This window comes from Bacillus sp. SJ-10 (genome assembly GCF_002843505.1).
GTDB lineage: Bacteria > Bacillota > Bacilli > Bacillales > Bacillaceae > Bacillus > Bacillus velezensis.
Window position 1 is genome coordinate 864,403 of record NZ_CP025258.1, and the last position, 14,431, is coordinate 878,833.

Annotated in this window: 15 protein-coding genes and 1 pseudogene; 13 read left to right on the plus strand and 3 right to left on the minus strand. The window is 46.0% G+C overall.

Translation table 11 applies throughout. The features are described from left to right. Nucleotides 1-29: 29 nt before the first annotated feature. The 7 genes and pseudogenes from CXL14_RS20380 to CXL14_RS04425 all read left to right on the plus strand — a co-directional run bounded on the left by CXL14_RS20380 (nucleotide 30) and on the right by CXL14_RS04425 (nucleotide 4,289). Nucleotides 30-341, plus strand: coding sequence for a YxiF family protein (locus CXL14_RS20380; RefSeq protein WP_232789963.1), 312 nt, complete (start codon nucleotides 30-32; stop codon nucleotides 339-341). Continuing rightward, a pseudogene (locus CXL14_RS04400) lies at nucleotides 268-873 on the plus strand (hypothetical protein). Before CXL14_RS20380 ends, CXL14_RS04400 begins: the two are co-directional and overlap by 74 nt. A gap of 1 nt (nucleotide 874) precedes the next feature. Then, on the plus strand, nucleotides 875-1,720 hold the full coding sequence (locus CXL14_RS04405) for a hypothetical protein (RefSeq protein ID WP_014419254.1): 846 nt from the start codon (nucleotides 875-877) through the stop codon (nucleotides 1,718-1,720). A 1-nt stretch (nucleotide 1,721) separates the two neighbouring features. Beyond that, nucleotides 1,722-2,087, plus strand: a complete 366-nt coding sequence (locus tag CXL14_RS04410; protein ID WP_014722031.1) for a YxiJ family protein — start codon at nucleotides 1,722-1,724, stop codon at nucleotides 2,085-2,087. Between the two features lie 16 nt (nucleotides 2,088-2,103). Beyond that, entirely contained in the window at nucleotides 2,104-2,319 is a 216-nt protein-coding gene (locus CXL14_RS04415) for a hypothetical protein (RefSeq protein WP_014722030.1), read from the plus strand. Between the two features lie 101 nt (nucleotides 2,320-2,420). Further along, a complete protein-coding gene (locus CXL14_RS04420; protein ID WP_014419251.1) occupies nucleotides 2,421-2,795 on the plus strand; it encodes a hypothetical protein in 375 nt (124 codons plus the stop codon). A 54-nt stretch (nucleotides 2,796-2,849) separates the two neighbouring features. Continuing rightward, nucleotides 2,850-4,289: a DEAD/DEAH box helicase gene (locus CXL14_RS04425; protein WP_014419250.1), complete on the plus strand. Its 1,440-nt coding sequence runs from the start codon at nucleotides 2,850-2,852 to the stop codon at nucleotides 4,287-4,289. A 30-nt stretch (nucleotides 4,290-4,319) separates the two neighbouring features. On the opposite strand, the gene CXL14_RS04430 is transcribed toward CXL14_RS04425, so the two are convergent. Beyond that, nucleotides 4,320-5,570: an MFS transporter gene (locus tag CXL14_RS04430; protein WP_101287936.1), complete on the minus strand. Its 1,251-nt coding sequence runs from the start codon at nucleotides 5,568-5,570 to the stop codon at nucleotides 4,320-4,322. Nucleotides 5,571-5,741: 171 nt separating this feature from the next. On the opposite strand from CXL14_RS04430, the gene licT reads away from it, so the two are divergent. Together licT and bglS are read left to right on the plus strand one after the other, a co-directional pair. Further along, nucleotides 5,742-6,569, plus strand: a complete 828-nt coding sequence (gene licT / locus CXL14_RS04435) for a BglG family transcription antiterminator LicT (protein WP_014419248.1) — start codon at nucleotides 5,742-5,744, stop codon at nucleotides 6,567-6,569. Nucleotides 6,570-6,800: 231 nt separating this feature from the next. Further along, nucleotides 6,801-7,532: a beta-glucanase gene (bglS, locus tag CXL14_RS04440; protein WP_014419247.1), complete on the plus strand. Its 732-nt coding sequence runs from the start codon at nucleotides 6,801-6,803 to the stop codon at nucleotides 7,530-7,532. A gap of 41 nt (nucleotides 7,533-7,573) precedes the next feature. Here bglS and citH read toward each other — a convergent pair whose 3' ends face one another. Beyond that, nucleotides 7,574-8,854, minus strand: a complete 1,281-nt coding sequence (citH, locus tag CXL14_RS04445; protein WP_014419246.1) for a citrate transporter CitH — start codon at nucleotides 8,852-8,854, stop codon at nucleotides 7,574-7,576. A gap of 200 nt (nucleotides 8,855-9,054) precedes the next feature. Between citH and CXL14_RS04450 the strand changes: the two genes are divergently transcribed. The 4 genes from CXL14_RS04450 (at nucleotide 9,055) to CXL14_RS04465 (ending at nucleotide 13,113) form a co-directional block, all read left to right on the plus strand. Further along, the gene (locus CXL14_RS04450) at nucleotides 9,055-11,106 is read left to right on the plus strand and encodes a catalase (protein WP_014419245.1); all 2,052 of its coding nucleotides are present in this window, start codon (nucleotides 9,055-9,057) and stop codon (nucleotides 11,104-11,106) included. A gap of 185 nt (nucleotides 11,107-11,291) precedes the next feature. Further along, nucleotides 11,292-11,975, plus strand: a complete 684-nt coding sequence (locus CXL14_RS04455; RefSeq protein ID WP_014419244.1) for a hypothetical protein — start codon at nucleotides 11,292-11,294, stop codon at nucleotides 11,973-11,975. Between the two features lie 74 nt (nucleotides 11,976-12,049). Beyond that, nucleotides 12,050-12,298: a hypothetical protein gene (locus CXL14_RS04460; RefSeq protein WP_046341506.1), complete on the plus strand. Its 249-nt coding sequence runs from the start codon at nucleotides 12,050-12,052 to the stop codon at nucleotides 12,296-12,298. Between the two features lie 140 nt (nucleotides 12,299-12,438). After that, nucleotides 12,439-13,113 (plus strand): DUF3298 and DUF4163 domain-containing protein, encoded by a 675-nt coding sequence (locus CXL14_RS04465; protein WP_089072475.1) that lies wholly within the window; start codon nucleotides 12,439-12,441, stop codon nucleotides 13,111-13,113. Between the two features lie 47 nt (nucleotides 13,114-13,160). On the opposite strand, the gene CXL14_RS04470 is transcribed toward CXL14_RS04465, so the two are convergent. Next, a complete protein-coding gene (locus tag CXL14_RS04470) occupies nucleotides 13,161-14,354 on the minus strand; it encodes a NupC/NupG family nucleoside CNT transporter (protein WP_014419242.1) in 1,194 nt (397 codons plus the stop codon). Nucleotides 14,355-14,431 lie beyond the last annotated feature (77 nt).

The following is a 14,431-nucleotide window of genomic DNA, read 5'->3' on the forward strand; positions in this document are numbered from 1 at the left end:
TTACGCGGGAAACCGTTTGCGGAGGTAATATGAGCACTCCTTTACATTTACAAAAAGAATCATTGGGGGCTATAGGGAATCTGGATGTGATTAATCCGCTTAAATACAATTCGATTTATTCATGTGATCTAGGGAGTAAAGATATTGAAGGCCGGCTGCTTTCTAACAGCTTTATTGTAGTTGAGCCGTCCTTCTCATTTGCTGTCTGTTTATTTCACACAGAATACGGCTGTGAGCTTGTGTGTAAACCGCCGAAAGAGGTACAAAATGCATCCCTTTTTTATAAAGAACACAAAGGAATTGGCGGTTTTTCAATCCCAAATATATTCCTTACTTCATGAAAACAAAACGTTGCCCGAACAAGTATTTAAACAACAAAAACATTATTATCTATTCGAGGAATTCCACTAGGTCTTGTCTGAAGAAGGCTGGGAGATGCTCAAAAGTTTGGCGCATCATCATCACGATGATTTTATCTTAATGGCTGTTCTGGAACACTCGGATGATATGAATCGGTTTTACGAGACATTCGGATATTTTAACTGGTTAAAGATCCCTTTGCATATAACTGCAGATGAATATCTTTCAATCTTAACTGATTATCCAAAGCACAGTAAAAATGACTGTATATTGAACATTGCATCCCGCGTCGTATGGGCTTCACCGTCTTTAAAGTGGGCGATTTACGGAGAGAGAGATTTTGAGATCTGTATTCTAGGCATTGATCAGGAGATTGCGGGAAAAACGTTAGAATCATGGAGGCTGTTAGATGATCATGTTTTAGACTGGATATCAGTTGTATTCCCGAATCAGATCGTTCCGGATGAATTTCAAAAAAAGCTCGCCGCGCATTATAAATACAAGGGGCAATGACATGAAAATAAAAATGAACAAGATACACGATGAATCAGTAAAAGGATGTTTTTGTCACTTTGACAACTGCGGACGTCAGTATCTTGGTCAGCATCAGAATGGCAGTCTTTCGTTTACGATCACGGAGGAATCCGGCGATACCCGAGAGGTTCATATCGATGAACAAATTCCGTGTGAGGATATTATGCTGTTTCAACAGAGTTCGGCTGCCAGGTATGTGTTGATTTTCTTTGAATCGCATGAGTATAAAGTGAAAGTATTTTCAGCAGAAGGAACAGAACAAAGTGCATTTTCTCTGCCTTCAGGGGTTTCATGCAGTCTTTTGGACGAAAAACAAAACCTGTGGATCGGTTTAAGTGATGAAGGTATTTATAGTGATGAAAATCATGAAGGGCACAGTGTGCTGTGCTTCACTTTAGACGGGCAGCTAAAGAAAATTCACATTGATCAGCAGCTTTCAGAAATATATGCACCCGCGGCAGATGACTGCTATGCACTTGCAGAAAAAGACGGACTGATCTACATGCTGTATTACGCTTATACAGTCATTGCTGCGTTTGATGAAACCGACGTGAAACGAGTTTGGATTATTTCTGATAAAACATATTCCGGGGTTTACGACCAGCTAGCGATTTCAGATGACGGGTTTTGGATATGCAAAGATGATCATTCACTGTCTCTCATTCCGGCTGATGTCAGTCTGCCGGTGCAAGAGATAACGTGCTGTGATGCGGATGGCGATGAGCTTTCCGGGCATCAGCTGAAGCTGACTAGCAATGCCATTTACGCGGTCTCGAATTCAGGGATTTATAAGCGGGATATCAGTAATGGGAAAGCGGCTAAATGAGATGTTAAGATCCAACAGATATTCTTTAAATAATGACGTCATCAGAAGCTTGAAATTACACAAAAAAGAATTAGAGGGTCCGCTGCCTTCAGATGCAGGAAGATTTGAAGAAGACTTTGAGGGTGCCGCCTGCGCTGGGGATTTTTATGAGTATTTTGCGCTTATCTGCGGCAGCTTAGATTTTGTTTTGGCGAATAAACAAATGCCTGCGCGGCAGCGTAAAGCGTTATATAAATCCTTTTTTGAGCTTTATCCGCAATATGTGCAGCTGAAAAACGCTTTAACAGATTATCCGGAGCTCAGCCGGGAAATCGGGCGGCACGAACGGGCCAGGAGGCTGTTAGTCAGCATTTTAAACAAGAAATGAAAGGCAGGCTTCTAACGTGAAAGAACCCACAAGAGCAGAATGTCTGAAGAAGGCTGGTCTGATCCTGAACGGTCAAGCGGCGAGGGAAGAAGTGTCAGATTGGGCGTCTGAGTATGTGGCTGCAGATGATCCGGCGGTTGAGGACGAAACCGTTTGGGAGATGCTCGTATATTTGAGCGGGTTTGATCTGAAAGATTCGCCTGATGCGTATCTGTATACGTTAGAAGAATGAAAAGATTGGATGCAGACATATAAAGAAATTTATGGGGGGTTTGTAAAGAAAATTCATTTGAGTCAGACATGCCGATTCAGCTGAAAAAAAGGAGGCACAAAATGGAGTGGCACAAACATGAGAAAGCAGTTCTGCTGAGGCCGGATTCGCCGGGTTGTTTTGAATTGACGGAGTTTACGTTCTCTACCGGGTATAACGAGTATTATGATAAAATCCCGGTATTTGAGCTGAAGCTGACTGATGGACAGTATGATGCTGTGCTGCGGTTTGAAGGTGTGTGCTCTGCCCGTCTGGATGATCTTGAAAGCATCACCGACATCCGTCTGGATATCAGCCCGGTCGACGGCGGCTGGGAATCGATACGCTATTATGTCGATGACGTGGAAGGAAGCATGAGCTTTTATTGCGCCAAATGGGTCGTGCTTGACATGAAGAAAAAGCAGTCCCCCGAATGGCCCGGCAAAACGTCAGGGTAAAGCGGCGGCATTTCGCGTATAATGAGGGGAACCGGACAGAGAAGGAGTTTAGTCATGAATGAGTTTAATGAATATGCGATCAGCCCCGAGATCCGACGGGCGCTGAATGGCTTGCAATACACCGAGCCGACTGAAGTGCAGCGGCGCGTCATCCCCGCCGCGCTGCAAAAAAAAGATCTCGTCGTCAAATCGCAGACGGGCAGCGGCAAAACCGCGGCTTTCGGCATTCCGATCTGTGAGCTGGCGGAATGGGAGGAAAACAAACCGCAGGCCCTGATTTTAACGCCGACCCGCGAGCTTGCGGCGCAGATTAAAGAAGATATCACGAATATCGGCCGTTTCAAACGGATAAAAGCCACGGCGGTTTTCGGAAAAGCTTCTTTTGACAAACAGAAAACCGAACTGAAGCAAAAAAGCCACGTCATTGCCGGAACGCCGGGGCGTGTGCTTGATCATATAGAGAAAGGGACGCTGCCGCTTGAACGGCTGGCGTATGTGGTGATTGACGAAGCGGATGAAATGCTGAATATGGGATTTATTGAACAGGTGGAAGCCATCATTCAGCATCTGCCGAAAAACAGAGTCACCATGCTGTTTTCAGCGACACTGCCGGATGACGTCGAGAAGCTGAGCCGCACATATATGAAAGACCCTGAATTGATTGAAGTAAAAGCGGAAGGCCTGACGACAAAAGACATTGAGCATTTTGTCACCAGAACAGAAGAAGAGGATAAATCATCATTGCTGCGTGATGTCCTGATCACCGAAAACCCGGACAGCTGCATCATATTCTGCCGGACAAAAGAAAGAGTCATCCAGTTAACCGATGAGCTGGACAGGCTGGGCTACCCTTGCGATAAAATTCACGGCGGAATGGTGCAGGAAGACCGCTTTGACGTCATGAATGAATTCAAGCGCGGCGAGTTCCGCTATCTCATTGCGACCGACGTTGCCGCCAGAGGAATTGATATTGAAAACATCAGCCTCGTCATCAATTATGATATTCCGCTTGAAAAAGAAAGCTATGTGCACCGCACCGGCAGAACGGGCCGCGCCGGACACCGCGGACGGGCCGTCACGTTTGTGACACCGTCTGAATCGCGGTTTCTGAATGACATTGAGACATATATCGGTTTCCGCATCCAGAAGCGGGAGGCGCCGTCTGAGAAAGAAACAGCGGAACGGAAAGCGGCTTTTGCGGAAAAACTGAACGCCCGCCCCGATGTCAAAACAGACAAAAGCGAACAGTTAAACAAAGACATCATGAAGCTGTACTTTAACGGCGGGAAAAAGAAAAAACTCAGAGCGGTCGATTTTGTCGGAACGATTGCGAAAATCGACGGCGTTTCAGCCGATGATATCGGGATTATCACGATTTTGGACAACGCATCGTACGTCGAAATTCTGAACGGCAAAGGCCCGCACGTTCTTGACATCATGAAAAATACGACGGTCAAAGGCAAAAAACTGAAAGTCCATAAAGCCAAGAAATAAAAAAAAAAGCCTGCCGCGCGCAGGCTTTTTTTACGCCGTCTCCTCGGGGACGAACGCAAGGATGCCAATCCCGATTACAAACAAAATGATCAGGCTGAACACGGCGGCTGACGAATTTCCGGTCAGCTGGGCGGTCACGGCAATCAAAAGCGGGCCGATAATCGAAGCGAACTTGCCGAAGATATTATAAAAGCCGAAAAACTCATTGGCGTTCTGTTTGGGGACAAGCTTGGCAAAGTAAGAGCGGCTCAGCGCCTGAATACCTCCTTGGGAAGTGGCGACAAGCATAGCCAAGACCCAGAAATCAAAAGCGGAATTCATAAAATAAGCATACGTGCAGACAATCATATACACGCCGATTCCGGCATAAAGCATCGTTTTTCCTTTAAACCGTTCGGCCAGCCGTCCGTACAAAATCGAAAAAGGCGCGGCGACGACCTGTGTGACAAATAAAACAATCAGCAGCTTTGCCGCACTGATGCCGAGGTCAGCCCCGTATGACGTGGACATCGTAATGATGGTGCCGACCCCGTCGATGTAGAAGAAATAGGCGAGCAGAAACAAAAACAGCGCCCGGTGCTTCCTGATCTGCTTCAGCGTGCCGGCCAGCCGTATAAAACTGCTGAGTACAAGCCGCGGCTCCCTCTCGATATAATAGCGCTGGCGGACGCGGAGAAGGAGCGGGATCGAAAACAGCCCCCACCATGCCGCCGTAATCAAAAAGGCAATGCGGCCGGCAGCCTGGGCGGACAGCGGAATCACCTCCGCTTGTGCTGAAAGAATGACGGCAATGCTGAGGAGAAAAGGGATCGTGCTGCCGATATAGCCCAGTCCAAATCCCCTGGCGGACACCATATTCATCCGCTCCTTTGCGGCCACATCAACGAGAAACGCATCATAAAACACATTAGACCCGGCAAAGCCGATCGTGGAAATCGTATAACAAATTAATAACAGCATCCAAGATTCGCCGGGAATCAAAGCCAGCGCGGCTGTGCCCGCCACACCGACCAGAAGAAAGAAGGCAAAAAACCGTTTCTTGCATCCTTTGTAGTCGGCAATCGTTCCTAAGACGGGGCCGAGCATCGCCAAAATAAAAGTCGCGGCGGCAATCGTATAGCCAAAATAAGCGGTAGAATCAGCCGCGCTGACACCGTTTTCCGCTGCCGCGGCTTTAAAAAACAAGGGGAACACCGCCGTCATAATAATGACCGAATAAGCTGAATTGGCCCAATCATACAGCATCCAGCTGCTTTCTTCTTTCGAAAACCGTTTCATCACACACGCTCCTTCCCAAAAACCGGTTCTCTGCATTATATGCGCCGCTGCCTCATCGTTGGACAAAGATTTCTGAACGGCGTTTTCTGATTGACATGGAGATATTGACCTAGTTCAAAAAGAATGTACAATCAAGGTGTAGCAGGTAAATGGTCAGGCGGGAGGGAGACAGAATTGAAGATTGCGAAAGTCATTAATAATAATGTCGTCAGTGTGCTCAAAGAAGGCAATCAGGAATTGGTCATCATGGGCCGGGGCATTGCTTTTCAAAAGAAAACGGGAGACCCGGTAGATGAAGCCCGCATTGAGAAAGTGTTCACGCTCGATAACAAAGATGTATCCGAAAAGTTCAAAACCCTTTTGTATGATATCCCGATCGAATGTATGGAAGTATCCGAAGAGATTATCAGCTATGCGAAATTACAGCTCGGCAAAAAGCTCAATGACAGCATCTATGTGTCGCTGACCGACCATATTAACTTTGCCATCCAGCGCAACCGAAAAGGGCTGGATATCAAAAATGCCTTACTGTGGGAAACGAAACGGCTGTACAAAGACGAATTTGCAATCGGCAAACAAGCGTTGGCCATGGTAAAAAACAAGACTGGCGTGTCTCTGCCGGAGGATGAAGCAGGCTTTATTGCGCTGCATATTGTCAATGCCGAGCTGAATGAAGAGATGCCCAATATCATCAACATTACAAAAGTCATGCAAGAGATTTTGAGTATCGTAAAATACCATTTTAAGATTGACTTCAACGAGGAATCACTTCACTATTATCGGTTTGTCACCCACTTAAAGTTTTTCGCGCAGCGTCTTTTTAACGGCACACATATCGAAAGCCAGGACGATTTTTTGCTGGAGACAGTGAAAGAAAAATACCATCGGGCGTATGAATGCACGAAGAAAATCCAAACATGCATTGAGAGGGCGTATGAACACAAGCTCACCAGTGACGAGCTGCTGTATTTAACGATTCACATAGAAAGGGTAGTCAAATAAGCATAATGAAAGCGTTGGCATTTTTTTCTTCATTCACATATGATCTTGTTAGGATTGTTACTGATCAGCAGGCAAAACCTAAATTACAATGAGCGCTGATTTCTGTTTGTGCTGATGGTAATTTAGGTTTTTTAAGATTCATTATTATCATTATTCTGACCGATGTCCCCTTTTAACAGAATCATGTATGATCGATAAAGAAATCGCTTTCAAAGAAAGGGGAATGCCGACATGTTTTATCGTATGAAACGAGTGCTGCTGCTTCTTGTCACTGGATTGTTTTTGAGTTTGTGTGCGATCACTTCTACTGCATCAGCTCAAACAGGCGGATCGTTTTTTGAACCTTTTAACAGCTATAACTCCGGATTATGGAAAAAAGCAAATGGTTACTCCAATGGAGATATGTTCAACTGCACGTGGCGTGCAAATAATGTATCCATGACGTCATCAGGTGAAATGCGTTTGGCGCTGACAAGCCCGTCTTATAACAAGTTTGACTGCGGGGAAAACCGCTCTGTTCAAACCTATGGTTATGGACTTTATGAAGTCAGAATGAAACCGGCTAAAAACACAGGGATCGTTTCATCGTTCTTCACTTATACAGGTCCAACGGATGGCACTCCTTGGGATGAGATTGATATCGAATTTTTAGGAAAAGACACAACGAAGGTTCAATTTAACTATTATACAAATGGTGCAGGAAACCATGAGAAGATTGTTGATCTCGGGTTTGATGCAGCCAATGCCTATCATACGTATGCATTCGATTGGCAGGCAAACTCTATTAAATGGTATGTCGACGGGCAATTAAAACATACTGCAACAAACCAAATTCCGACAACACCTGGAAAGATTATGATGAACTTGTGGAATGGGATAGGTGTCGATGACTGGCTCGGTTCCTACAATGGTGTAAATCCGCTATACGCTCATTATGACTGGGTGCGCTATACAAAAAAATAATGTACAGAAAAGGATTTCCGCCAACGGAAATCCTTTTTTAATTAAAACGAAATAATCCCAATCAAAAGCGCCGCAATCGTCATCACAATCGTTGTCCCCACGGCCCATTTAATAGTGAATTTTTGATGATCGCCAAAGCTGACACCCGCCATTCCGACCAATAGATAGGTGGATGGCACAAGCGGGCTGAGCAGATGCACAGGCTGCCCCAGCAAGGAGGCCCTTCCGATTTCAGCGGCGTCTATTCCGTAAGCGGAAGCGGCTTCGGCAATGATGGGAAGGACACCGAAGTAAAAGGCGTCATTCGACATGAAAAAGGTGAAGGGCATGCTGGCAATCGCAGTGATCAACGGCAAATGCGGGCCCATGGCATCAGGGATGAGGGAAACGAGAGAATGCGCCATCGCATCCACCATTTTTGTGCCGGAGAGAATGCCTGTGAATATGCCCGCAGCAAACACCATTGAGACAACGTTTAATGCATTACCCGCATGCGCTGAGATCCGTTTTTGCTGCTCTTTGACATTTGGATAGTTGACCATCAAGGCGATGGCGAACGCGATCATAAAAAGAACAGGGATTGGCAGCAGGCTGGTGATCAGCGCGGCCATCAGGGCGACAGTCAGCAGCAGGTTGAACCATTGGAGAGCCGGACGCTTCAGCGGCGCTGCCTCCGGATCAGAAGACGGTGCGTGTTCAATCGAAATGATGCCGAGCCGCTTCCGTTCTTTTTTTCCGAGGAGATAAGCAACGGCGATCACCCAGAGAACGCCGGCGATCATAGCGGGAATCAGCGGCGTAAAGACTTCCGACGTGTCCAATTTCAAGGAAGCTAAAACCCTCGCCGTCGGCCCGCCCCACGGAATAATATTCATGACTCCCGAACCGAGCATCGCAATACCCGCCAGCACCAAACGGTTCATGCCGAGCCGTTTGTAAAGGGGCAGCATAGCCGCAATCGTAATCATATACGTTGTTGTCCCATCTCCGTCCAGCGAAATGGTCATCGTCAGAACCGCTGTGCCGATGGCGATTTTTAACGGGTCCCCTTTGACAAGCGATAGGATTTTGGCAATGAGGGGATCAAACAGACCTGAGTCAATCATAATGCCGAAATACAGGATGGCGAATAACAGCATAATCCCGGTAGGAGCGAGGTCTGTAACGCCTTGAATCATCATCTCGCCGAGATCTTTGCCAAATCCGCTGATCAGGGCAAACACAACAGGAACGACAATCAAAGCAATAAGAGCGGAAAGCCGGTTAGACATAATAAGATACATAAAGACAATCATCATCACAAAACCGAGTATGGCAAGCACGATATGACCTCCCCTGTTCAACAGCTGTATTGGTAAGCGCTTTCACGATTTATTTCTGTGAAAATGGCTTATTTCAAAATGTGTATGACCGCATATGTAAATACAGACCTAAAATCCTAATGATCGGATCAGCAGTTTATATGAAGAACGCCGCGGGTAAATGTGCTGTAGAATGTTTCGTTTTAAAAGGGGGAACTGACATGAGTGATGATCAAAACAAACGAGTAAATGAACACTCAAAGGACGAACAGCTGGAGCAGTACCGGTCTGATAACAGCGGCAAAAAAATGACGACCAATCAGGGGCTTCGCGTGTCTGAGGATGAGCATTCTTTAAAAGCGGGCGTCCGCGGCCCCACGCTGATGGAGGATTTTCATTTTCGTGAAAAAATGACGCACTTTGACCACGAGCGGATTCCGGAACGGGTCGTTCATGCGCGCGGGTACGGCGTTCATGGGCATTTTCAGGTGTACGAACCGATGACGGAATATACACGGGCGAAATTTTTGCAGGACCCGTCCGTCAAAACACCTGTTTTCGTCCGTTTCTCAACAGTGGCGGGTTCCAAGGGGTCAGCCGACACCGTCCGTGACGCCAGGGGATTTGCGACGAAGTTTTATACTGAAGAAGGGAACTATGACCTCGTCGGAAACAATATTCCGGTGTTCTTCATTCAGGACGCGATCAAATTCCCGGATCTCGTTCACGCCATAAAACCGGAACCGCACAATGAAATGCCGCAGGCTGCGACGGCTCATGATACGTTCTGGGATTTTGTCGCAAACAATCCTGAATCCGCGCACATGGTCATGTGGACGATGTCTGACCGCGGCATCCCGCGAAGCTATCGGATGATGGAGGGCTTCGGCGTGCATACGTTCCGTTTCGTCAACGAGAAAGGAAAAGCGCGCTTTGTCAAATTCCACTGGAAACCCGTGCTCGGCGTTCATTCCCTCGTATGGGATGAAGCGCAGAAAATTGCCGGGAAAGATCCCGATTTCAACCGCCGTGACCTGTGGGAAACGATTGAAAACGGCGGCAAAGTCGAGTATGAGCTCGGTGTTCAGATGATTGACGAAGAAGACGAGTTCAAATTCGATTTCGATATCCTTGATCCGACGAAGCTGTGGCCGGAGGAGTTGGTTCCCGTCAAGCTGATCGGAAAAATGACCCTTGACCGCAATCAGGACAATGTCTTTGCGGAAACGGAACAGGTTGCATTTCACCCGGGAAATGTCGTGCCGGGCATTGATTTCACCAATGATCCGCTTCTTCAAGGCCGGCTTTTCTCTTATACAGATACACAGCTCATCCGTCTTGGCGGGCCGAATTTTCACGAGATTCCGATCAACCGGCCGGTCTGCCCGTTCCATAACAACCAATACGACGGCTACCACCGGATGACGATTAATAAGGGCCCTGTCGCCTATCATAAAAATTCCCTGCAGAACAATGATCCGTCGCCGGCCTCAGAAGAAGAAGGCGGATACGTTCATTACCAGGAAAAAGTAGAAGGCAGAAAAATCCGCCAGCGCAGTGAGAGCTTCAATGACTATTTTTCTCAGGCCAAGATGTTCTGGAACAGTATGTCTCCCGCTGAGAAAGAACATATCATCTCCGCGTTCTGTTTTGAAGTCGGAAAAGTGAACAGCAAGGATGTGCAGCAGCAGGTGGTTGATGTCTTCAGTCACGTCGACGCCGGGCTAGCCGAGCGTGTTGCGAAAGGAATCGGCGTGAACCCGCCGCCGAAGGATCGTGAATCTGATGAAACGTTCACTTCCCCGGCCTTAAGCCAGGAAAACACGGTGAAGACGGCAGCGACAAGGCAGGTTGCGGTTTTAACCGACCACGGGTTTTCTGATGAGAAAGTCAAACAAGTGCTTGATGCATGCAAACAGGCGGGAGTCAGAGCCGATATCATCAGCCCCGCGCTTGGGACCGTGAAGGGAGAAAACGGCACGGAGCTCGAAGCGTCAGCCACTTTCCTGACAGCGGATTCCGTCCTGTACGACGCTGTTTTCATTCCGGGCGGAAAACAAAGCACAGACAGCCTCAAAGCCCAAAAATCGGCCAGAGACTTCGTTAACGAAGCCTTCAGCCATTACAAAGCGATCGGCGCCTCCGGTGAAGGAAAAGAACTTCTCGCCCTCGCCGCCGGAACCGAAAACGGCCCCGGCCTTGTTCCGGACGGAAACCATGAACAATTTCTGAAGGCCGTGGCTGAGCATCGGCATTGGGACAGAAACATATAAGAATATATTTGAGTGCCTCTGAAAATGAGGCACTTTTTAAGTTATTAGAGTAGAATAACGAGAGTTGAGTTAATAATAGAACAAACTAAAAATTTAATCTCTATATTACTTGAACTGAAGTTGATTTTTAGTTAACATAAGTTTAAAGTTAGTAATTATCTCGCGATAAAAGTTAGGAGAGTTTTATGAAAAAGAGAAGCCGTGGATTTCCGCGATTTAATTTAGAAAATACTTTAAAGTTTGCTAAGTTAATAAGAAGTTATTCAGGAGATAGCGATATTGAAAAAGACTTAATAACAAAAGCTCTGGGATATAAAAAATACAGCGGGGCTGTAGGCAACAAAATAGCATCCTTAAAACACTTTGGATTATTAGAAAGATCCTCTGGTAATTATAAGCTGACTCAGCTTTCCAAAAGGATAATTGATTCAATGAGTGAGAAGGATTTTCAAAGTGCTTTGAGAACAGCATTTCTTCAACCAGAACTATTTGCTGAACTTTTTAATAAGTATTCAAGTGAAGGAGCAATTCCAGATAATTTACCTGAGATTTTAAATGCATATCATGAAATTTCAGATAACAGTAGTGAATATGCCTCTAGGATTTTCATTGAGTCAGCTTTATTCGCTAATATAATACATAAAAATAAAAGAATAATAAAATCAAATAGAGAGGAAACATTTATGGATAAAAAAAACAGCACTCCAAGAGAAGCGTTAGAACAAGGAACTATTGAAATGCAAAGGTTCGATTTTTCCCTTACTAATGGCAAATCTGCAAAAATTATAGTACCGGGGACATTAATTAAGAGAGACATTCAAATTATTCGAAAACAGATTGAAACTTTGGAACTTCAAGTAGAAGAATAATAAAAGCAGAGGGATACATAGTGAAGCCGTTTACCGAAAAACAACTCGAAGAATATTACCGGCGTGACGAAAACATGATGATTTTGGTGTTTGCCCAATGGTGCGTCAATCATGACCTTGATCCGATGGCCATTTACAGCAAGGCTTATCCCGGACAGCCTTTAAACGAAGAGCTGCGAAAAACGGCTGAAGAACTTGTCGTGCCGAAGGAGGAATCAGAACCGATTCCTGATCAAACCGTCATCGGCGTTTTGGAGATGTTCGGCAACTCCGATTTGGCGGAAGCCGTTTATGAAGCCATTGCGCAAAGACCTTCACGGTAAAAGAGGCGTGGATTTTCCATGTCTCTTTTTTTCATGGAGAAAATGTGAAAGAAGGCCCAGAAACAATTTGCTGATCTGCGCTGTCTATAGAGTGTAATCCGTTTTCAAAAAGGGAACGGTAATGAAAAGGAGGAGTTGTGATGAAAAAGGCATTCAAAATGATGGCGGCTGTGCTCTTAACCGTGCTGACAGCCGCGCCGTTCGGAGGTTTCGCGCCTTCAGCCGAGGCCGCGCAAACCGCAAAGCCCGTTGTCAAAAGCCATACGTATAAGCATGTAAAGCAGCTGACATACCCCGAGGTCACAAATACGGGAAACTCATCTTTTGAAAAGAAAATCAATCAGGACTTTAAACGTTATATTGAACAATCGTACAAAGAATATGTGAAAAACAAAAAAGACGGTGAGAAACAAGGCTACAAAGCGGAATACCAGGCAGATTTCAAGGTGAAGTATAATCAAGACGGCAAGCTCAGCATTCAGACGGAAGACTACAGTTACACAGGCGGCGCACACGGGCTGACATCCGTTCAGACCTTTAATTACGACCTGGCCGCAAAAAAACGGGTCACACTCGATAATGTGCTGAATACAAAAACGAAAGCTAACAAAACGAGAGACTATCTTTACGGCTACATCAAGAAACATGACGATCTGTTTGACCAGGACATTAAAAAACAGGAGATCATCCTGAATAACGAAAGACCTTTCTTCTTTACGAAAAACGGCATTGCCGTTGTGTTCGGACAATATGATCTCGGACCGTACGCGGCAGGAATCCGGGACGTTTTCGTACCTGCATCCGTCTATCAATAAAAAAAAGCGATATCACTCCAAAACGGAGCGGTATCGCTTTTTTTCTTTTACCAGACAAACAATCCGACAATCGCCGCGCTCAATAAGGAAACGGCAATTCCGCTGACAAGCAGCTTCCAGACGTTTTTTCCGATGATGGCTGATTTTTCACCATCAAGCAGAGATTGATAAGATCCGTAGATCATACCGATGGTGCTGAAGTTTGCGAATGATGTCAGGAATGTCGTAGCCACGGCAATCGTGTGCGGCGGAAGTGAATTCAGCTGCCCTTTCAGATCGGCCATTGCCACAAATTCATTTGTCGCGAGCTTGATGCCCATCAGCTGTGCGACATACATCGCGTCATGTCCGCCTAATCCGAGAAGGAAGGCAAACGGACTGAAGATGTATGAGAAAATCTTTTGAATGGTCAAACCGTGCATGAACAGTCCGAGTACGCCGTTTAACGCGGCCGTTAACGCCACATAGCCGATCACCATCGCTAAAATGACAATGACCATGTTCATGCCGACAAGCATACTGTTAGAAATCGTGGAGAAGAAGTCTTTTTTCTCCGCTTTTGAAGGAACGTATATAATATCGTCCTCTTTAGAAACGTCCACGGGATTCAGCATATTGGCGATTAAAAGCGCGTTTAAGCAATTCAGCGGGATGGCTGTAAACACATAAGTGGACGGAACCATCGTCAAGTACGATCCGATGATCGAGCCGCTGATGCTGCTCATGCTCATCAGCCCGAATGTCAGAAGCCGATTGTTGCTGACGGCGGCAAGCTGCTGGCGGATGACGGCTAAAGCTTCCGTATTTCCTAAAAACATCATCTGGATGGAGAAAAAGCTCTCCAGCTTCGGCAGACGGGATATTTTAGAAATCAGCCAGCCGATTTTATCAATGAGCCACGGCAGAATACCGAAATACGACAGCATATCAAAGAAGGTCACGACGAAGATAATCGGCAGCAATGCGCTGAAGAAAAAATCAACCGTCGGATTGGCCATAACAGACGGAAAAGCGAACGCAATCCCTTGACTGGCGCAGGAAATCAGCCATGTAAAGAACGCGCCGATCTTCCCGATGACAAAGCCGCCGACTTTTGTCCCTAACATAAACCAAGTAATCAGAAACTCAAAGACGAGGAGCATGACAATCGGACGCCATTTAATCTTCTTCTTGTTGGGAGAGCATAAGAAAACAACAGCCATGACAACAATGAGACCGACAATGTTCAATAAAAAGTACATGTGAGCAACTCCTATAAGGGTATTATGGAAATAAAAAAAACTCTTATTCGTCACAAATTCCTGAAAGCCAGAAAGTG

Coding starts and splice junctions, on each gene's coding strand:
- CXL14_RS04470 (WP_014419242.1), bottom strand. CDS start 14,354: ATGTACTTTTTATTGAACATTGTCGGTCTCATTGTTGTCATGGCTGTT.
- CXL14_RS04420 (WP_014419251.1), top strand. CDS start 2,421: ATGGAGTGGCACAAACATGAGAAAGCAGTTCTGCTGAGGCCGGATTCG.
- CXL14_RS04425 (WP_014419250.1), top strand. CDS start 2,850: ATGAATGAGTTTAATGAATATGCGATCAGCCCCGAGATCCGACGGGCG.
- CXL14_RS04410 (WP_014722031.1), top strand. CDS start 1,722: ATGTTAAGATCCAACAGATATTCTTTAAATAATGACGTCATCAGAAGC.
- bglS (WP_014419247.1), top strand. CDS start 6,801: ATGTTTTATCGTATGAAACGAGTGCTGCTGCTTCTTGTCACTGGATTG.
- CXL14_RS20380 (WP_232789963.1), top strand. CDS start 30: ATGAGCACTCCTTTACATTTACAAAAAGAATCATTGGGGGCTATAGGG.
- CXL14_RS04450 (WP_014419245.1), top strand. CDS start 9,055: ATGAGTGATGATCAAAACAAACGAGTAAATGAACACTCAAAGGACGAA.
- CXL14_RS04465 (WP_089072475.1), top strand. CDS start 12,439: ATGAAAAAGGCATTCAAAATGATGGCGGCTGTGCTCTTAACCGTGCTG.
- CXL14_RS04455 (WP_014419244.1), top strand. CDS start 11,292: ATGAAAAAGAGAAGCCGTGGATTTCCGCGATTTAATTTAGAAAATACT.
- CXL14_RS04405 (WP_014419254.1), top strand. CDS start 875: ATGAAAATAAAAATGAACAAGATACACGATGAATCAGTAAAAGGATGT.
- CXL14_RS04460 (WP_046341506.1), top strand. CDS start 12,050: ATGATGATTTTGGTGTTTGCCCAATGGTGCGTCAATCATGACCTTGAT.